The 19832-nt window shown below is 41.6% G+C and carries 21 protein-coding genes and 1 tRNA gene; 15 read left to right on the forward strand and 7 right to left on the reverse strand.

Going from position 1 to position 19832, the window contains the following annotated elements:
- Positions 1 to 22 precede the first annotated feature (22 nt).
- The 12 genes from DX873_RS12110 (at position 23) to DX873_RS12165 (ending at position 9137) form a co-directional block, all read left to right on the forward strand.
- Positions 23 to 1333, forward strand: coding sequence for a TolC family protein (locus DX873_RS12110; protein WP_116184684.1), 1311 nt, complete (start codon positions 23 to 25; stop codon positions 1331 to 1333).
- A gap of 9 nt (positions 1334 to 1342) precedes the next feature.
- On the forward strand, positions 1343 to 2431 hold the full coding sequence (locus DX873_RS12115; RefSeq protein WP_116184685.1) for an efflux RND transporter periplasmic adaptor subunit: 1089 nt from the start codon (positions 1343 to 1345) through the stop codon (positions 2429 to 2431).
- Between the two features lie 16 nt (positions 2432 to 2447).
- Complete coding sequence (locus tag DX873_RS12120; protein WP_116184686.1) at positions 2448 to 5639, forward strand: efflux RND transporter permease subunit; 3192 nt, start codon at positions 2448 to 2450, stop codon at positions 5637 to 5639.
- Positions 5640 to 5641: 2 nt separating this feature from the next.
- On the forward strand, positions 5642 to 5947 hold the full coding sequence (locus DX873_RS12125) for a hypothetical protein (protein WP_116184687.1): 306 nt from the start codon (positions 5642 to 5644) through the stop codon (positions 5945 to 5947).
- A 10-nt stretch (positions 5948 to 5957) separates the two neighbouring features.
- Positions 5958 to 6143, forward strand: coding sequence for a YgaP family membrane protein (locus DX873_RS12130; protein ID WP_116184900.1), 186 nt, complete (start codon positions 5958 to 5960; stop codon positions 6141 to 6143).
- A 68-nt stretch (positions 6144 to 6211) separates the two neighbouring features.
- Entirely contained in the window at positions 6212 to 6769 is a 558-nt protein-coding gene (locus DX873_RS12135) for a YeeE/YedE family protein (protein WP_116184688.1), read from the forward strand.
- The gene (locus tag DX873_RS12140) at positions 6766 to 7179 is read left to right on the forward strand and encodes a DUF6691 family protein (protein ID WP_116184689.1); all 414 of its coding nucleotides are present in this window, start codon (positions 6766 to 6768) and stop codon (positions 7177 to 7179) included. The genes DX873_RS12135 and DX873_RS12140 overlap by 4 nt, the downstream gene beginning before the upstream one ends.
- A gap of 99 nt (positions 7180 to 7278) precedes the next feature.
- Positions 7279 to 7680 carry a response regulator gene (locus DX873_RS12145; RefSeq protein ID WP_116184690.1) on the forward strand — a complete coding sequence of 134 codons (402 nt, stop codon included), beginning with the start codon at positions 7279 to 7281 and terminating at the stop codon, positions 7678 to 7680.
- Between the two features lie 101 nt (positions 7681 to 7781).
- Positions 7782 to 7853, forward strand: a tRNA-Arg gene (locus DX873_RS12150).
- Positions 7854 to 7906: 53 nt separating this feature from the next.
- A complete protein-coding gene (locus DX873_RS12155; RefSeq protein WP_116184691.1) occupies positions 7907 to 8347 on the forward strand; it encodes a molybdenum cofactor biosynthesis protein MoaE in 441 nt (146 codons plus the stop codon).
- Between the two features lie 3 nt (positions 8348 to 8350).
- A complete protein-coding gene (gene moaC, locus DX873_RS12160; protein ID WP_116184692.1) occupies positions 8351 to 8779 on the forward strand; it encodes a cyclic pyranopterin monophosphate synthase MoaC in 429 nt (142 codons plus the stop codon).
- 67 nt (positions 8780 to 8846) lie between these two features.
- Positions 8847 to 9137, forward strand: coding sequence for a hypothetical protein (locus DX873_RS12165; RefSeq protein ID WP_116184693.1), 291 nt, complete (start codon positions 8847 to 8849; stop codon positions 9135 to 9137).
- A gap of 3 nt (positions 9138 to 9140) precedes the next feature.
- On the opposite strand, the gene DX873_RS12170 is transcribed toward DX873_RS12165, so the two are convergent.
- Complete coding sequence (locus DX873_RS12170; protein ID WP_116184694.1) at positions 9141 to 10088, reverse strand: NAD-dependent epimerase/dehydratase family protein; 948 nt, start codon at positions 10086 to 10088, stop codon at positions 9141 to 9143.
- 64 nt (positions 10089 to 10152) lie between these two features.
- Between DX873_RS12170 and DX873_RS12175 the strand changes: the two genes are divergently transcribed.
- Entirely contained in the window at positions 10153 to 10650 is a 498-nt protein-coding gene (locus DX873_RS12175; protein WP_116184695.1) for a hypothetical protein, read from the forward strand.
- Positions 10640 to 11143, forward strand: a complete 504-nt coding sequence (locus tag DX873_RS12180; protein WP_116184696.1) for a nuclear transport factor 2 family protein — start codon at positions 10640 to 10642, stop codon at positions 11141 to 11143. Before DX873_RS12175 ends, DX873_RS12180 begins: the two co-directional genes overlap by 11 nt.
- Before the next feature lie 6 nt (positions 11144 to 11149).
- On the opposite strand, the gene DX873_RS12185 is transcribed toward DX873_RS12180, so the two are convergent.
- The 3 genes from DX873_RS12185 to DX873_RS12195 form a co-directional block, all read right to left on the reverse strand.
- A complete protein-coding gene (locus DX873_RS12185) occupies positions 11150 to 11845 on the reverse strand; it encodes a hypothetical protein (RefSeq protein ID WP_116184697.1) in 696 nt (231 codons plus the stop codon).
- 80 nt (positions 11846 to 11925) lie between these two features.
- Positions 11926 to 12735 carry an SDR family oxidoreductase gene (locus tag DX873_RS12190; RefSeq protein ID WP_116184901.1) on the reverse strand — a complete coding sequence of 270 codons (810 nt, stop codon included), beginning with the start codon at positions 12733 to 12735 and terminating at the stop codon, positions 11926 to 11928.
- Positions 12728 to 15007: a M28 family peptidase gene (locus DX873_RS12195; protein ID WP_116184698.1), complete on the reverse strand. Its 2280-nt coding sequence runs from the start codon at positions 15005 to 15007 to the stop codon at positions 12728 to 12730. Before DX873_RS12195 ends, DX873_RS12190 begins: the two co-directional genes overlap by 8 nt.
- Before the next feature lie 123 nt (positions 15008 to 15130).
- Here DX873_RS12195 and DX873_RS12200 point away from each other — a divergent pair, with 123 nt between their 5' ends.
- Positions 15131 to 15601, forward strand: coding sequence for a CBS domain-containing protein (locus DX873_RS12200; RefSeq protein WP_116184699.1), 471 nt, complete (start codon positions 15131 to 15133; stop codon positions 15599 to 15601).
- 15 nt (positions 15602 to 15616) lie between these two features.
- Here the strand turns inward: DX873_RS12200 and DX873_RS12205 are convergent, their stop codons facing one another.
- The 3 genes from DX873_RS12205 to DX873_RS12215 are packed head-to-tail and all read right to left on the reverse strand — an operon-like array spanning position 15617 to position 19708.
- Positions 15617 to 15970, reverse strand: a complete 354-nt coding sequence (locus DX873_RS12205; RefSeq protein WP_116184700.1) for a hypothetical protein — start codon at positions 15968 to 15970, stop codon at positions 15617 to 15619.
- 9 nt (positions 15971 to 15979) lie between these two features.
- Positions 15980 to 16552, reverse strand: a complete 573-nt coding sequence (locus DX873_RS12210; RefSeq protein WP_116184701.1) for a pentapeptide repeat-containing protein — start codon at positions 16550 to 16552, stop codon at positions 15980 to 15982.
- Positions 16553 to 16561: 9 nt separating this feature from the next.
- Positions 16562 to 19708 carry a VPS10 domain-containing protein gene (locus tag DX873_RS12215; protein WP_116184702.1) on the reverse strand — a complete coding sequence of 1049 codons (3147 nt, stop codon included), beginning with the start codon at positions 19706 to 19708 and terminating at the stop codon, positions 16562 to 16564.
- Positions 19709 to 19832 lie beyond the last annotated feature (124 nt).

Genomic DNA, 19832 nt, shown 5'->3' on the forward strand with positions numbered 1-19832 from the left:
GCCTCAAAAGAGATTAAAAGGCATGATTAAAAGAAAATGGATTTTGATATTGTTGACCGTCACAACTGTTGGATGGCTCAATGCCCAAACTAAAACAACGATAGCTCTGGACGAGGTTCTGACCAAGGTCCATGAGTCCAATGCCAGTATAAAAGTATCGGAACAGGAGGCTAAAATGGCCAAATATGACTACAACCTGTCCAGTTCGGTCTTTTTGCCTCAAATCTCCATTTCGCATACAGGGATTGCAACCACCAACCCCCTAATGGCATTTGGGTCCAAGCTGAACCAGGAAATTTTGACCCAGGCCGATTTTGTACCGTCAACATTGAACGACCCAGATCAGATAGAAAGTTTTGCTACCAGAATTTCTGTGGAGCAACCCTTGATCAATGTAGATGGATTCTATCAAAGAAAGGCGGCCAAGACCACCATGGAAGCCAAAGAGCTTCAATCCCAGAGAACAAAGGATTATCTGGTTTTTGAATCTGAAAAAGCATACTCCCAGCTTCAATTGGCCTACGTGGCTGTTGAAGTGTTGGAAAAAGCCTTTAAGTCGGCAAGCGCTAATCATGACTTAACAGAAAACAGCTATGATCAAGGATTACTTCAAAAGGCGGACCTGCTTGAAGCCAAAGTACGGATGACCGAAGTGGCCAATCAGTTGCAAACAGCCAAGAGCAATGTTCAAAATGCATCGGACTACTTGGCCTTTTTAATGAACGAGCAAGGGATAACAACATATGAACCGGCCGAAAAATTGACCCCAACGAGCTTGAAGACCGATACGGGAAGCACATTAGAGAGTAGAGCAGATGTGCGTGCCATGGATTTGGTATCAAAAGCTTACAAATCTAATATGAGGGCGGACAAAATGACTTTTCTGCCCCGGCTCAATGCCTTTGCCAGATATGAATTGTATGATGATGAAGTTTTTCAGGCAGATGCAAAAGGCTACCTATTTGGGGCGAGCTTAAGCTGGGATGTATTCAAAGGGGCCCAGCGATTTGCAAAAACCGGAAAGAGCAAGGCTGGCTATGAAAAATCCAAACAAGAATACCAACAATACCTTTCCAAGAGCAATATGGAACTACAACGTGCCTTAAGAACGGCGCAAGTTGCCCAAAGCAAGTTGGAAACTTCCAAACTTGCCATGGAGCAATCAGGGGAATCGTTGAGAATCCGAACAAATCGGTTCAAAGAGGGATTGGAAAAAACCACGGATCTGCTCATGGCTGAGGCATTGTATGCAGAGAGGCAATTGGCCTACTATCAAACCGTGTATGAATTTAATCAAGCGCAATCCTTGCTCACTTTTTTAACCAAAGAATAAAAATTCGATATGAAAAATAGATATACCTATAAAACAATATTTGCAGTGGCCCTCATGGGGTTGACAGTTATGGCATGTGGAAGTGATGCAAAGTCGACCCAAATTGATTCAGAACCAGTACGAGTATCTGTTGCTGAAGTGGCTGTGGGAGGTGAATCTTCCATATTGGCCGGAAGCGGTCAAATAGCTGCGGTGAACAATGCTACGCTAAGCACTAGAATGATGGGGCATGTAGAGAAGCTCCCAATAAAAATTGGACAAAAAATAAAAAAAGGAGATCTGCTTGTATCCATAAACAATGTAGATTTAAAAGCAAAGAGAGCTCAAGTAGATGCTTCCATTACCGAAGCCAACGCAGCTTACACCAATGCAAAAAAAGATTACGAAAGATTCACAAATCTCTTCAAGGAAAACAGTGCTTCCCAAAAAGAATTGGATGACATGACCGCTCGTTTTGAAATGGCCAAGGCTCGACTTGAGGCTGCCCATCAAATGAAAAACGAGGTCAATTCACAATTTGCCTACGTCAACATCAGGGCGCCATTCAACGGCGTGGTAACCAACACCTATGTAGATGAAGGTGATATGGCCAATCCTGGAATGCCGTTGGTGTCAGTTGAGTCCCCAGGTAGTTTTGAGGTAGAGGCCAAGGTAGATGAAAACAAAATTGGAAATATTGAAACTGGGATGAATGCCCTAGTTCACATTAAAGCATTGGACACCACTTTAAGTGGTAAGGTGAGCGAGTTGAGTGCTTCGGCACAAAATACAGGCGGCCAATATGTAATGAAAGTATTGTTGGACCATTCTGAGGCCAGAATATTGTCAGGCATGTATGCAACCATAAGGCTAGAGACGGACAAAGAGAAAAATGAAGAGGGGATATTGACGGTTCCGTCCAAGGCCTTGGTGCATCAAGGACAACTATCGGGAATTTATACGGTGGGACAAGACAATGTTGCGCTTTTGCGATGGCTAAGGCTTGGAGATAGTTATGGAGATGAGGTAGAAGTGCTTTCGGGACTTTCCAAAGGAGAAAAATATATCCTTTCTTCAGATGGAAAGCTGTTCAACGGAGCTAAAGTAACCATACAATAACCTAAACTAGGTAGGGATGAAAGACGGACTTGCAGGAAAAATAGCGAGAGGTTTTATTGGCTCCAAGCTAACGGTGCTTTTGATGATCGTATTCATGATCATTGGGGTGTACAGTTCTTTCTTGATCCCAAGGGAAGAAGAGCCACAGATTGATGTGCCCATGGCAGATATTTTTGTGGGATACCCTGGGGCTAGCCCAACAGAGGTGGAATCCAGAATTACAAAACCTCTGGAAAAGATCATATCCAATATTAAGGGAGTGGAATACGTATACTCCACCTCCATGAAAGAGCAGGGGATGGTTATTGTTCAGTTTTATGTTGGGGAAGACATTGAGCGTTCTTTGGTAAGACTCTATGATGAGATCAACAAGCACATGGACGAAATGCCTGAAGGTGTAACCATGCCTTTGGTAAAAACCCGTGCTATTGATGATGTACCCATGTTGGCCCTTACGCTTTGGAGCGAAACTTATGATGATTTTCAGTTGCGGGAAATTTCAGCAGAGTTGATGAACGAAATTGAAAAGGTGAATGATGTTTCCATCACCAAAAAGATTGGAGGTAGAAATCGCCAACTTCGGGTAGAGGTGGATAAAGATAAGATGGCAGAAAGCGGATTGGACTTTCTGGCGATTGCCCAAATGGTGAAGGCCAATAACCAACAGATGGATTCGGGTAACTTCTATACCAACGATACCGAATTCCATATCAGTACAGGTAAATTTTTACAGTCCGCACAGGATTTGGAAAACCTTATTGTAGGAACAAAGCAAGGCCAGCCTATTTATTTAAGACAGATTGCCATGGTTACTGACGGACCAGAACTGCCAAAAAACTATGTTTCCTTAGGTTTTGGAGCTGCCAGCGAAAAATCGGCAGAGTACAGATCGGAATATCCCGCAGTGACCATTTCCATAGCTAAACGAAAAGGGGCGGATGCCATGAAAATTGCTGACGTTGTACTCGAGAAAGTAGAGCGTTTAAAAACCACACTTATTCCAAATGAGGTACAGGTTGAAGTAACGCGAAATTATGGACAAACGGCCTCGCAGAAAGTATCTGAGCTATTGCTGCACTTGATCGGGGCCATTATTGCAGTAACCTTTGTTGTGATGTTGGCCATGGGCTGGCGTGGAGGCTTGGTTGTGTTTCTGTCCGTGCCCATCACATTTGCCCTAACCTTGCTCAGCTATTACATGCTGGATTATACGTTAAATAGAATTACCCTTTTTGCCCTTGTTTTTGTGACCGGTATTGTAGTGGATGACTCCATCATTATTGCAGAGAACATGCACCGTCATTTTAAAATGAAACGATTGCCATTTAAGGACGCAGCGCTCTACGCAATCAATGAGGTGGGTAACCCTACTATTTTGGCAACCTTTACGGTCATAGCTTCCGTACTCCCTATGGCCTTTGTTTCAGGATTAATGGGACCTTATATGTCGCCTATGCCCATTGGGGCATCCATAGCCATGTTGCTGTCCCTTTTTGTGGCATTGACTATTACTCCATATTTGGGATATCTCTTTTTGAGGGAAAAAGACAAAAAGCAGGAGGAAAAACCCGCCGCCAAAATGCAAGACTCATTCATTTATAGAATGTATGACCGTTTTGAGAGGCCACTGATTGAGAATCGTAAAAAGCGCTGGTTGTTTCTAGGGATTACTTTTTTCTTGTTAATGGCTTCCATAGCCATGTTCTTTACCAAATCGGTAGCGGTAAAAATGTTGCCATTTGACAATAAAAACGAATTTCAGGTGGTGATAGACCTTCCTGAAGGCAGCACCTTGGAACGAACAGCAGTAGTTGCCAAAGAAATCGGCGCCTATTTGTCCACTCGCCTAGAAGTGGTCAATTATCAAAGCTATGTGGGAACTTCGGCCCCTATCACCTTCAACGGTCTGGTAAGGCATTATGATCTTCGAGGAGGAAGTAACATGGCCGATATCCAAGTGAATCTAACTGACAAACATGACCGAAGCGAACAGAGCCATGATATTGCCAAACTGTTGAGGCCAAAAATTCAGGAATTGGGTAAAAAACACAATGCCAACATTAAGATTGTTGAAGTGCCACCGGGACCGCCTGTATTGTCTACCATCGTTGCCGAAGTGTATGGTCCAGATTATGAAAAACAAATAGAAATAGCCAATAAGGTAAAGGCCATTCTTGAAAACACCACGGATGTTGTGGATGTGGATTGGATGGTTGAGGATGACCAAAAGGAGTACGATTTTGTCATAGATAAAGAAAAAGCAATGCTTTATGGCATTACTCCCCAACAGATTGTGCATACCATGGGCATGGCTTTTAGGGAAAGGCCCATAACCCATATCTATAATGAAGATTCCTATGATCAAATAGGCATTTTGCTAACCGTGGCCGAGAAGGAGAAATCCAGTTTGGACAAAATCAAACAGTTGAAGATTGCATCAATGCAAGGGAACATGGTTTCGGTAGGGGATTTGGTGAAGATCAATGAAGGAATTAAGGAAAAGAGCATCTATCGAAAAAACCAAAAAAGGGTGGTCTATGTGATGTCCGATATGGCTGGAAAGCTGGAAAGCCCAGTCTATGCCATTTTGGGAATGACAGATAAACTGAATCAACTGGAATTGCCTCAAGGATATTCCATCAATGAACTCTACATGAACCAACCCGATTTTGAGGACGATTTTACCGTAAAATGGGATGGTGAATGGCAAATTACCTTGGAAGTTTTCCGAGACCTCGGAATAGCATTTCTAGGAGTGATTGTCATTATTTACATGTTGATTGTAGGTTGGTTCCAAAATTTTAAAGCACCTATGGTGATGATGGTGGCCATTCCGCTTTCCTTGATCGGAATTGTATTGGGGCACTGGATTCTGGGAGCATTCTTCACCGCAACTTCGTTTATTGGCATGATTGCCCTTGCAGGAATTATGGTGCGGAACTCTGTGCTCTTAATTGATTTCGTTAATCTAAGATTAAGGGATGGAGTGCCCTTCAAGCAAGCAGTGATAGAGGCAGGAGCGGTTAGGACCACTCCAATCTTACTTACCGCAGGAACCGTGGTGATTGGAGCTTTTGTTATTCTCTTTGATCCCATTTTCCAGGGATTGGCCATTTCCTTGATGGGCGGAACCATCGCATCCACTGTATTGACGCTTCTAGTGGTGCCCCTGGTCTATTACATGATTGAACACAAAAAACATGACTAACTATGAAAATGATACTTGTTACCACCGTAGAGGAATATAAAAGTGAAGTTTTCAAGCTTTTCAGAAAAGCAGGTATAGAAAACTTTAGTGGCTCTGATATTGACGGATATAAAAATGTACCTCCATTGCTATATTCCAGCAGTTGGTTCCCCAGTGAAAGGGGCGGAGCGGCTTCCAATTTGTTCTTCTCTTTTACCGAAGACGATAAAGTAACCGAATTGTTCAAATATTTAGAAGAGTTCAATAGTGCGAGCCATATTACGAACCCAATAAGGGCAGTGGAAATTCCTATTGAACGAACAGTATAAAATCAAAGAAATGAGAAATAGAATTGTTAGGGGAGTGGCTGGAAGTTTTATCTTGATCAGCTTGATATTGGCCATTTATGTGAATATAAATTGGCTATGGTTTACTGCATTTGTAGGTGCCAATCTACTGCAGTCCTCAATGACCAAATGGTGCCTGTTAGAGGACATCCTTAAAAAATTTGGGATCAACAATTAGAGAAGACCATTAAGGTCCAAATTTGTTTTTTAGAGCATTTTCTTCATTTTTGCGTGAAATAGAAGGATATGCTTTATCAATCATGGCCCTGGTATGTATCGGGCCCACTTATTGCCCTGGTGATGGCCATTTTGGTCCTTATGGGGAAACGATTTGGAATGTCATCCAATCTGGAGACGTTCTGTTCCATTGGAGGAGCAGGGAAATTTGTCGACTACTTTAAGATAGACCTAAAGTCCAAAAGATGGAGCTTGTTGGTGGTGTTGGGAGCGGTCATTGGGGGATATTTGGCCGCAAATTTCTTTTCTCCAGACCCAGCGGTAGAGATATCCCAAGCTACTGTCAATAAGCTGCAAGAACTTGGGTTTAACAGCGCTGGGCAAGCATATTTGCCAACCGAGCTCTTTGATGTTGCAGTACTTTCTCAGCCCAAAACATGGATTTTACTCCTTGTTGCGGGATTGTTGGTCGGTTTTGGGACCCGCTACGCGGGAGGCTGTACTTCCGGTCACGCCATATCTGGATTGAGCAATCTACAATTTCCATCCCTGATTGCGGTAATCGGCTTTTTTGTTGGAGGACTTATCATGGTCCATTTGTTGTTTCCCTTAATTTTTGGATCATGAGAAGTTTGGCCTATCTATTCGTTGGTATATTTTTTGGTTTTGTGCTCTTTAAATCGGAGGCAGCATCTTGGTTTCGGATATACGAAATGTTTCAATTTCAATCCTTCCACATGTATGGCATAATGGGTTCAGCCTTGCTGGTGGGAATGGTGTTTGTTCAATGGGTTAAAAAGACCAAAAGAAAATCCCTTTTTGGTGAGAAAATAATATTGGACAAAAAGGAACGGTCATTTGTAAGGTACGCCATTGGCGGAACCTTGTTTGGGCTGGGCTGGGCATTGGCCGGCGCATGTCCGGGGCCAATGTACGTATTGGCTGGTGCAGGGTTTGTCCCAATTTTGGTAGTGCTTCTAGGAGCTGTACTCGGTGCGTTTTTGTATGGGTTGTTAAGGTCTAAACTACCCCATTAAGTTAATCTTGACGGGTTATTCATACCACATGGCGAGTATGGAAGGCGAATTTCCATTAAGATTTTAATTTTGTGGGCAGCTTCCCTTTAAAAACCCCATATGAAACTTACCGTCTGTATTATTGATGATGATTTGGTGTCGCAATTTGCGACCCGATACTGCATTCAGCAATCCAGTGGAGATTTTGATATCATGACTTGCTCCAGCGGAGAAGAAGGGTTGAGTCTATGTGTGGAACTCATGGAACAGAACGAAGAATTGCCACACATCATTTTTCTGGACCTGGTCATGGACGGGATGGACGGATGGACCTTTTTGGAAAACCTTCAAAACCTGTTCAAGGAAAGTAAGCTGCCCAAAGTCTATATACTATCCTCGTTCACTAATGCCAAGGACCGGGCAATAGCCAAGGAGCATAAGCTGATTTCTGGTTATGTGGACAAACCACTCTCAAGAAATTACATTGAAAAGATTCTTGATCAAGAAAAAACCATATCCTAAACTGTCATCATGTAAGCCTATGGAAACAGGGTCTTTTTATGTGTTGAGTAGTGTGTATAGTTCCTTGAAAAAACATATTTTTGCTATCCATTTTTAAGAATGGCCCCGTAGTTCAATGGATAGAATAGAAGTTTCCTAAACTTTAGATGCAAGTTCGATTCTTGCCGGGGCTACAAAACCCTCCCTTCTTTTTAGTTTTCTTGGTACCTTAGCAAAAAGTCGTTTTATGGAAAAGAAGCTAAAGAACGTATTTGTAGAAGGAGCCATTTCCCCGGATTTTATTGCGAATTCCATAGCCAAACATCAATCCAAGACCACTATTGGTGCCCACGATATATTTTTGGGGCAGGTACGGGCAGATGATATTGAGGGGAAAACCGTTTCGGCCATTGAGTATACCGCATATGAAAATATGGCCAATCAGAAATTCCATGAGATACGGGAAAGTACGTTCTCCAAATTTGATATCACTTGCATGCACATCTACCATAGTTTGGGAAAAGTGGGAGTAGGAGAAATCTGTTTGTTCGTTTTTGTGTCTTCTCCCCACAGAAGAACCGCATTTGAAGCGCTTGAATTTGTGGTTGAGGAGATCAAGGCACATGTTCCAGTCTTCGGGAAGGAACTTTTTGAAGACGATACATATCAATGGAAAGTCAATACCTAATTCATGGTAGATATAACACAAAAACAATCCACCCACCGTACGGCTGTTGCCCAAGCAATTGTTAAGGTAAGTTCCGTGGATACTATTGAGGCAATCAAAAAGGGAACAGTTCCCAAGGGAGATGTATTTTCTATGAGCAAGGCCGCAGGTTTTCTGGCCGTTAAGAAAACAGCCGACCTTTTACCGGATTGTCATCCATTACCCGTTGAATATTGTGGTATAGACTATACAATTAACGGGCTGGAAATTACAATCAAAATAACGGTAAAAACTTTCTACAAAACAGGAGTAGAAGTGGAGGCCATGCATGGAGCAAGTGTTGTCGCCCTTAATATGTACGACATGCTCAAACCCATTGATAAAGGCGTGGAGATTCATCTAATCAAACTGATTGAAAAAACGGGAGGAAAATCTGATTTCCACAACACTTAATTTTTTTCACAGCGAAAACTTTTTTGTTCTAATTTTAAGATAGTTTGATATAAGCTCACTATCAATCATGAACAACCTTAAACGAGTAATTGTTGATTACAAGAAGCTAACACCGGAATTGCTGAAGCTGTTAGTGGAAAAATATCCTGATGGCTATGGCGACAATGATGTCATCAATTTCAAGAACCTTAAGGGAGAAAGGATTGAGGCAGTGGAGGTCTCAACTGAAGACACCAAATATTTGGTGAAAATCAGTTCAAAACTGGAACAGAGTATGGCCAAATTTGATGATGACTTGGTTGCTGAGGATATGGATGAAATCCCCGAAGAAGATTTTGCCGACTCTGAGGAGGAATGACCTCTACTTGGTTTTATCCAAGTTTGCCAACATCTCCGCCGTAGTGCTGTTGAGGTCAAATTTTGGTCGCCAACCCCATTCGTTTCTAGCAGATGAATCATCAATACTACTGGGCCATGAATTTGCAATTTCTTGCCTAAAATCCGGAGCGTAACTTATTTCAAAATCTGGGATATGTTCTTTTATGCTTTGTGCCACTTCCGCAGGTGTAAAGCTCATGCTTCCCAAATTGTAGGAGGAACGTACTTTCACAGAATCCAAAGGGCTTTCCATTAGACTTATTGTTGCTCTGATGGCATCGTCCATGTACATCATTGGCAATTTGGTGTCTTCACTCAAGAAGCACTCATAAGATTGTTTTTTTATTGCTTCGTGGTAGATTTCCACAGCATAATCTGTGGTTCCACCACCTGGCATGGTCTTCCAACTGATCAAACCAGGATATCGTACACTTCGCACATCTACTCCAAACTTCCTGAAATAGTATTCGCACCATCTTTCCCCGGATTGTTTGCTTATTCCGTAAACAGTGCTCGGTTCCATCACCGTGTTTTGGGGAGTACTTTCCTTGGGGGTGTTGGGGCCAAAAACGGCTATACTTGAAGGCCAGAATATTTTAGAGATTTTGCGCTCTTTCGCAAGGTTGAGCACATTGAACAAGGAGCCCATATTGAGGTTCCACGCCCTCATAGGAAATTTTTCGGCGGTAGCACTCAACATAGCCGCCATAAGATAGACCTCATCAATTTCATAGTGCATCACCACATCCTCAATGGCTTCATAATTTGTGGCATCCAGCAATTCAAAAGGGCCAGAATTTACGAGTGATTCGCTGCCTTCCCTAATATCACTGGCAACAACATTGTCCGAGCCATGCTTTTTTCTTAGCTCAACGGTCAACTCGGTGCCAATTTGTCCGCAGGCACCAAGGATAAGGATGGGTTTTTGCATTTAAAATGGAGTTAATTGCATTTGCGCGTAAAGATAGCCTTTATTAAAATTTGTACATTCGCCTATGCAGAAATTGTTACCTCTCCTTTTTGGGTTATTGGTTCTTTTTGGGTGCAAGAAAAAACAAGACGCCAATGAAGATGCAGAAGATGGGAAACTGGTTTTCGAGTACCAAAAAATGCCTGACAAAACAAGCTTGAATCCTGAAGCTACGGTCATTGTCGAAAATTGGAAGGATTTCCAAAAATTTAACGAAAGTATTGATGTTCTCTATCGGGCCACCAACAATGAGGACCTAATCTTGGCAATTGACGATCTTATAGAAAAGGAAAAGCTTTTGGAAGAGGGAACCTACCCAGAGATGTTCAATTCGCTTCAGATAAAGAGTAGGCAGCGGGTGTTGAAGACGTATTTGTACAAGGTAAAATCCAGTATTCTAGAAAATCAAGAAACTACCGAACCAACAGTGGAAATGTTGGAGGCCTACAATGCCTTACGAAGTCAGTTGAATAGCATGGTAAATAGCCAGTTGGATAAAAAACTCATATTGGATGAAGAATAAATTCTTTTACATATTACTTTGGACCTCTATCTTAGGCCTCAATGCGCAAAGTACGGACAAGGAAGAAATCAACCTGTTATTGGATAGTTGGCATTTGGCAGCTTCGAATGCTGATTTTGATGCATATTTTGGAAAAATGACCCAAGATGGTGTATTTCTGGGGACAGATGCTACAGAAAATTGGCAAAATCAAGCTTTTCGCGAATTTTCTAAACCGTATTTTGATCAGGGCAAGGCATGGAGTTTCACAGCGGTGGAGCGCAACATTTACGTAATCGAGACCGGTGAATTTGCATGGTTTGACGAGGTGTTGGATACCCAAATGAAATTATGTAGAGGCTCTGGAGTACTCAAAAAAATCAATGGTGAATGGAAAATAGCCCACTACGTGCTATCCATAGCCGTTCCCAATGAGAATGTTTCGGAACTGATCCAAATCAAAAAAGAAAAGGACAGTCTGCTGCTCCTGGATTTTAAGAAGAAGCTAAAATAAGGGAAGCTAGTTCCCGCCCTCCGGATTTTCTTTTCGAGACTGCAAAGCCTGTTTACTTAAACTTGCCAAATTGAAGTTAGAATCTAGTTTAAGGGCTTCATCTATAAGCGCAATGGCCTCATCAATTTTTGCTTTGTCATTGTTGTAGGTCACAAGGGCTTTCAAATGATAAAAAGCTGCCTTCAACGGAACTTCATAAGGCTGTTGTCTTTCGTAGAATGCATATTTCATGTCATCAGTCGCATTGGTGATGCCATAATCAATGTTGGTAGAGGCGCCCGTGTTGTCTCCAACTTGTATCTTAAGATCGGCCAATTCATAGGCTAGATAGGCTGATGGATTTCTTTTATACAATATCTCAAAATGCTCTAGCGCCCTTTTTGGCTGGTTCAATGATTTAAGTGAAACAGCCTTTACCTGTACGGCAAGGTCAGAATCGGCCTCACTTTTTTCAATTCCAATAGTATTCAGGGCCTGTACATGTTGATTGTTGTTCATGTATACAAATGCCAAGGTGTCTTTGCGTTCTTTGGACGGTGAAAGCACGTTTAAATGTGTAAGAGCACCAATAACCCCATTAATGTCGCCTTGCATGCGCATTTCTTTGTAGTAGGCTTCATAATGTTCTAAAAGCTCGTTTTTGGTTTGAGAAAACACATTCAAACCGATAAACAAAAACAGTAGCAATACAATCTTTTTCATGGACCTTTGATTAAGTGCGGCAAAACTAAAAAAATTATCGGTACAAAGCTGTTAAAGAAGACTATAACAAATTCTTTTGTCTAAGAAAAAATGGACTTTTGAAACTTATGTCCCAAGTCCAAAAAATTTTTGCTGAGCACAATCTTTCCCACTGCTTCGTTTGAACTTTCAAGATAATTGGGAATGGGAATTCCTCTGGATTTCGCTTCGGCGCCATAATATTCCCTTTTGGAGGGATGGGAAGGATAGACCCCATTGAAAATTTTACCCCAATAATCTTTTTCCAAAATGGTACAAATCATATGAATGCAATCTTCCAAGTGAATGAGATTTATAGGATGATTTCCGTTAGAGAGATTCTGCCTTTTTGATAACATGGTCACAGGGTGCCTGCTGGGCCCTATCAACCCCCCGAATCTAATTAGGGTACAAGAAAGATTCTCGTCCTGGGAGAAAATCTTTTCACAAACCAACAATTGACGCCCAGATTCTGTGCTTGGTTCTGGTAGGGTCGTTTCGGTAATCTCTCCTTCAACCATTCCATATACTGATGTGCTACTTACAAATACAATTTTTTGAACACGACTTTTTCGGATTTCTTCATGCAACAGCGTCATTTTGGTTACGTAACTTTCCGAAGCACTTCCTCGCAGTCTTGGTGGGATATTGATAATCAAAACATCAATGTTGGACAATAATTTTTGGATATCGCCCTTGATTTCTTTTTCGGATAATTCAACGATATAGGGTTGTATTCCCTTCGTTCTCAATACATCCTGTTTTTCAAGCGAAGTGGTCGTACCATGGACTTCGTATGAGCGGGAAACGAGACATTCGGCCAGTGGGAGACCCAACCAGCCGCAACCCAGCACACCTATTCTACTAGTCAAATCGGACTGTTTTGGTGACCAAGATGGCATCGTTTAGCACAAATGGCGTAGGAATGCTATTTTTTGGTCGTTCCGGGACGGTAAAATCCGAATGCGTCAATAGGTCGTTGGAAGCCTCATAGAAAGTCAGCTCAAGAATGGAATCCTTGGGAAAACTAAGCCCTAATTCTGTATAGTGATTATCTGAAATGTAATGGGTGACCAACTTGTTCTTCCTTTTTTCAAGATAATGATCAGAAAGTGGAATGTTGTTCACCTTGGCGGAGTTCAACTTAATGGAATTAGTATAGACATCGAGTCGATTTACATCTCGTTTTGGAGTGATACAAAGTTCCAAAATACGTTCAGCTCCTATAACCGTATCCTTTACGGTATCTACCCATGGAACAGCAATGGTCTTCTTTGGTGCATCTGCGATATGGGAAAAACGGGTTAGGTACTTACTAGAAAGTGTTTTGAATCCTGTTTGGGCAGGTGTTCTTTTTTCGTTCTCTAAAAATTGGTTGTTCCACGGAATGGGTCTATGGTCATATGTGGCCCAAATTGCAGAATCTTCATCAGCATTATAAACATATAAAAGACTGCTGGGCTTTGGACGCTCATCATTAAAATTTGAATCTATATGGGCAGAAATGCCAAAAGCCATGAACAAGAAAAAGGCTAAATAGGCCAGCCTGTCCTTGTTTTTTAGTTGTTGAATGAGGGGTAGTGCCAAGAAGAATAGCAGAGTTGTAAAAACTGTAGCGGCTGCCATCATTTTCAATCCCAATCCTACAGGAAACATTTTTATGAAAGGCGAATAGATGAAAACGGCGGGCAAGGCCAAAAAGAGCATCAAGAAAGGGTTGGGTTTTTCTTGGTTCAGGATTACCATGAAAGCTACCAAAAGCCCGAATAGGGGAATAACAAAAAAACTGGCTCCTTTTAAATAGGCAGCAACCAGTCCACAAATCAGCAACCAAATAAATATGGGAGCTACTAAAAGGTTGGATGTGCCCACTTTTTTGAACTTATGGTAAACCCAAAAACATACTCCGCAGGACAAAAGTGCAAACATCAAGATATAGGTGTGGCCATTATAGGTGAAACCATGGAGCATGTCATTGAACGCCGGATACCACCAGGTTAAGGCGCTCCAAAAGAAATACCCTAGTGCTCCATTGAAGAGTAGGGACAATAGCATAGGAAGAAAACCTTTCAGAGAGTCCTTTATGTTGAGTTTTTTCCTCTTAAAACCAATGCCGAGCAGTATTACAAAAGCCAATACGGCTATACCAAACATGGGCCATATCCATTCAAATGGATAGGAAACCAATTTAAAGAAGGGCAGGTTGAAATAAATAAGGTCATCCAAACTCTTTAAGTTTTCAAGGTCAGCTTCACTAAAGTGGTAAAGTAACGGCATGAGATAGCTTCCTTGGTGCGCCATGGTTTTTTTGTCAAGACGTTCATAGTTGTCCAACGCAGTGTGATAGTCAAAATGGTCATCAATAAATGCAAAATTGAAGCCTTCGATATCACCATCTTCTCTAAAAACAGTAAGGTCAGTGTCATTGGGAAGCATTTTATAAATGCTATAGGCAAGAGAATTTGCAACAGGATATTCAGGGTTAGCTTCCGTGAATTCCCGAATTAGGGTTGCATTACCGCGGTTTGTTTCAATGAGCATATAACTAGGGCCTCCGCTACCACGGGCTTCAAAATTCAGTACAAGGCCAACTTCTTTGGCCCAAGGATGTTTGTTAACAAAAAGATCGGCACCGTTGAGCCCAAGCTCCTCTGCATCTGATATTAATATGATGATATCATTTTTTGGCTGTCTGTCTTCAGAAAGGAAAGCCCGGATGCCCTCTAAAATTGCGGCCACCCCACTTCCTGCATCACTTGCTCCGTAGGATGAGTGCGGACTGCTGTCGTAATGTGACAAAAGAAGTAAAGCTTTTCCAGGTTTTGAGCCTTTAATTCGGGCCAGAATATTGGTGGCCTTACTCAAATTTCCCCAATCCCCTGCGGTGTATCCTTCCTGGGTGGTGGTTTCCAGCCCCATTTTTTTTAGTTCAGCTATGATATAGCTCCTGACGTTAACATGACCTGGGAAACCAACTGCATGTGGCTCTTTGGATAGGTTTTTTACATGTTCCAGGGCTCTATCCGTAGAAAATGAATTTGAAGGATTATCAGCATCAGTTTTATAGGATGGCATCAATGATTTAAAGCTCCAGTAAACAGCAAAAAACAGGAGCAAAAGTGCGAGGGATCTAGAAAATTTCATGGTACAGTTACGTTGGTATGTAAAAATATGAAATTATGAAAGGTTCGCAGGTTTAAGCTCCAAAAATTAGATAATTCGCTAAAAATCACTATATTCAATGTTCAACCTTTAACAATTAACCTTATGGGAATCAAAAGTTTTCAAGGCGTTAGGTCCAAGGAAGAGGCAAAGAAAAAATACGATGCTCCAATTTTGGTTGAAGATTACATGACTAAGAAACTGATCACGTTTTCACCTGATCAATCCATTCTGGAAGTCATGGAGGCATTTGCCAAACACCATATATCGGGTGGGCCGGTAATGGATGAGAATGGTTTTTTGGTGGGAATCATCTCCGAGGCGGATTGTATGAAGCAAATTTCGGAAAGTCGCTATTTTAATCAGCCTATATTGGATAAAAGCGTGGGACGTTATATGACAAAAAATGTGGAGACCATACCCCATGATATGAGCATTTTTGATGCTGCCGGGGTTTTTGATAGACACAAAAGACGTAGGTTGCCAGTAATGAAAAATGATATTCTTGTAGGCCAAATTAGCCGAAAAGATATTGTAATCGCGGCCTTAAAGCTGAGTGCGCAGAATTGGAAATAGTCAAGGTTTTTCCTTTCATTCACGTTTAACAATCATAAAATAATCGTTGTCCAAGGGTAGATAGCCCAAATCATACACAAAATAATAGGTGCTGCCTTTTTTTGTGGTGTATAGATTTGTGATGTACTCAAAGTCAAAACCTTTATCCAGCAATCTCATCTTTGTGGTTCTTGTCTTGCCCTCTTTTAGAGGAAAACTATCCAATATGCGATAATTTTTTCGCAGCTTGTTATTAATGTTCCTCACCAAGTTTTTGCTGTCCTTGTTCAGCCGATTGTTGTAGGCATTTCGGCAATGATCGGAACAGTATTTTTTGTCTATTCTGCCTATTAGCTTTTCACCGCATTCCAAACAACTTCTTTCCTCCATAAAATAAGATTAGGGTATCACAATATCATATTTTTTTAAGAGACCAATGAGGTTGTCTTTACTGAACTTTGCCTTTTTCAGGAAGTTATGTTCCGGGTCAATGGAAAAATTAAAACTTGAGGAGAGGTCCGCCTTTTCCAGATTTGTTTGCTGAAATATGGCATTTTCCAAATTGCAATTGGAAAAAATGCTCTGTGAAAGGTCGGTCTCGGTGAAATCGGCCTCAATTAGAATACATTCCTCAAAGCATGTCCCCTTTAAGGGAAGTTGAAAGAAAGAGGCCAAGGTCAGATTGCAGTTTTCAAACCTTATGGAAAGTAGAAAGTCATTGCAGTCTTCAAAACGCAATCCTACCATTTTAGAGCCTGTGAAGACAGATTCTTTAAATATGGTATTGACGATGTTGGTATTGGTAAGGTCACAATCAACAAAACTACATTCCATAAAGTTTTGGTTGTCCAGGAAACCATTTGAAAAATTACAGCCGTTAAAGGCACAGTTCTCATAATCTGCTTTGGGCAAACGATTTTGGGTAAAGTCCTTACCAGAGAATTCCTTGTCAGCTATAAATGTATTTTGCATTAAGTCGATCTATTCTTTTAAGAGCAACGCGGGAATCTGTAGCTGTCCGTGCATTGCATTGTAATTTGACATTTCGTTGTTGACAATGGCATCTTTTTCATTTTCCATGGTTCTCCAAATGGCCAGAAGGTCTTGTAATCGTTGTTGGGCGCCCTGGGTTATTTTGGGCTCTGCAACATCTACAAATCCTTTAAGGTGCATGAAGTCGGCATTAAGCTGATTGTGGAAGTTGATCACATCCTGGAAGGTCTTTTGTTTAGGTTGGATGAGTTTTTCCTCCCAAACCTCAATACGTTTTACTAAAGAATCCCCCAATTTTAAGAGGTCTTTTGCGCTATCCATGTCTTTTAAAAGCTTTTTATGACTTTTGAGTTGAGCTTTTACCGATCTCATTTGGTTTACAGCATCATGCATGGAATGAACGGTTTTTTCAATCTGGGTCAAAAATGTTTGTTGCTCAGCATAATCCTGCGGAGATGCATTGATTTTTGGATTGGGCAAAATGGCTACATCGGTTTCAGAGGTTTGATCTTCCAAACTTAGTCTAAGTGTATAAGTTCCGGGTGCTACCCTGGCACCATTGTAATTTCCGAAGACAAATACCTTATCGATACTAGGTATTCCGTTTTTCCTAAAATCCCATGTAAACCGATTGAATCCCTTTTTGGAAGGAAGCACAGCTGGTTTTGGAGGACCACCGGGCCAAGATTTAAAATCTTTGGGTTTTGTGTTTGTTATGGTCCTTATCACTTTTGCGTTCAAAAGAACCTCAAGTTTTAGCTCCAAAGAATCTACATCTTTGGGCAGATGGTAGTCAAATGTTACTCCTTGCTTAGGATTTTGCCCCAATCCCGGTATGGGTTTGTCAGAGCTTCCCCCAAATAATCTGTAGGTGTCTTTTGGTTTAAAGAGTTTAAAGGAATTACCAGCATTTTTGCTTTGCTGAATGGACCCAAGGTCATCCAATATCCAAAATGAACGACCAGCCGTGGCCACTACCAGATCATTGTCTTGAATGACCAGGTCATTGATGGGAACAATAGGAAGATTAAGCTGAAATTTTTGCCAATTGGCACCATCATCAAAAGAAATATAAAGTCCGGTTTCCGTACCGGCATACAAAAGTCCTTGCTGCTTTTTGTCTTCCCGAACAGCTCTAACAAAGGTGTGCTTGTCTGTTATTCCATTGGTAATCTTGGTCCATGTTTGACCATAATTGTTGGTTTTGTAGATATAAGGCTTAAGGTCCATGAATTTATAGCGCATTACAACCATGTAAGCGGTTGCCGGATTATGGGGGGACACCTCTATACTATTTATGATTCCCTCTTGAAGCCCTGCCGGGGTTATATTTTGCCAATTGGCCCCGCCATCTTTGGTGATGTGCACCAGTCCGTCGTCACTTCCTGCGTACAAGACTCCTTCTTCATGGGGAGATTCCACCAAGTACATCAGCGTATTATAATTCTCTCCACCTGCAGCTTCATTGGTGTAGGGACCACCTCCGGGACCTTGTTTTTCTATTTGGTTTCGGGTTAGGTCTGGACTTACCACTTCCCAACTGTTTCCACCATCCGTTGTTTTGAAAACTACATTGCCAGCATGGTAAATAGTGTTCCTGTCGTGGGGAGAGCTTATGATTGGGGCGTTCCAATTGTATCTGAACTTAAAATCCTTTGGAACTTTACCGAGACCAAGTTCAGGATACGCTTTAATTGGTTTGCCTTCTCTACTAGCCTTTACCCATTTTTCAATGATACCTTGATAACAACCACCATAAACCACTTCTGGATTATCAGGATCGAAAGCTAGATAAGCACTTTCACACCCCGCAACGGAATACCAATCTTTCCAATCAATGCCAAAATCATTGGTCCTGCTGGCAATGGCGATGGCAGAATTATCCTGTTGCCCTCCATACACATTGTAAGGAACCAAGTTGTCGGTTATGACCCTATAAAATTGTGAGGTGGCCTGATTTTGTTGTGTGCTCCAACTTTTGCCTCCATTATTGGAAACATTGGCACCACCATCGTTGGAGTTTATCATTTTGGAATTGTCCTTGGGATTGATCCATAAGTGGTGATTGTCCCCATGTGGTGTTGGAAGTGGAGCAAACGTTTTTCCTCCATCAATGGATTTTGTGACTGGAGCGTTGAGCACGTAAACTACATTCTCGTTCTGGGGGTCTGCAAAGATTTCCATATAGTACCAGGAACGGGCAATATTTATTCTATTGGAGTTAACTTGGATCCATTTTTTTCCAGCATCATCACTTCTGTAAACCCCGCCTTTTTTTCCTTCAGCTTCAATTACGGCAAAAACACGTTCCGGGTTGGCCCTTGATACTGATATGCCGGCTTTTCCCATTTCTTTGGGAAGACCCTCCTTCATTTTTTTCCAAGTGGTCCCTCCATCTGTGGATTTGTATAAAGCTGATGAGGGTCCTCCGGACTCCATGGTCCAAGGATAGCGACGGTGTTGCCACATGGCAGCATAAAGAATCAGTGGATTTTTCATGTCCATGGACAGCGAAGAAGCTCCTGTATTGGAATCCACATAAAGTACTCTTTCCCATGAGTCACCTCCATTTAGGCTTCTATAAATTCCCCGCTCTTTAGAAGGACCATATTGTGCTCCTTGGGCAGCAACAAAAATGATATCTGGATTTGTGGGATGAATGATTACATCTGAAATGTGTCGAGTTTCATCTAAACCAATATGTTTCCAGGTTTTTCCAGCATCCGCGGATTTATAGACCCCGTCTCCCATAGAGGTCATAACCCCTCTGGCTGCATGTTCACCCATTCCAACAACCACCAAATTTGGGTTAGTTTCTGAGACGGCGATGGCGCCAACGGTTCCTGTATTTAACTGGCCGTCGGAAATGTTTTTCCAGGTAATTCCATCATCAATGGTCTTCCAGATACCACCCCCTGTTGTACCCATATAATAGGTCATGGGTTGACCCACTACTCCTGAGGAGGCAACACTTCTTCCTCCTCTAAAAGGGCCAATATTTCTCCATTTTAGGCCATGAAACGTTGAGTCTTGAAGGACAAAAGTTGGTTCAGCCGTTTTGTTTTTTCTCCGTTGGGTATGCCCATCAAAAGAGAAAATCAATAAAAAAGGGAGCAAGAAGTAGAGTGTTTTCATGTTGATCTGATTTAGCTTTTGGTAAGATACAAAACCCGAGCTAATTGTTAAGAATGTGATAAAGTCGAAATTTTATTTGGAATGATTGTTCCAGATAAATTATGTTTGTATCGGAATGAACGTT

It is taken from the genome of Flagellimonas nanhaiensis (assembly GCF_003382275.1).
Lineage (GTDB): Bacteria > Bacteroidota > Bacteroidia > Flavobacteriales > Flavobacteriaceae > Flagellimonas > Flagellimonas nanhaiensis.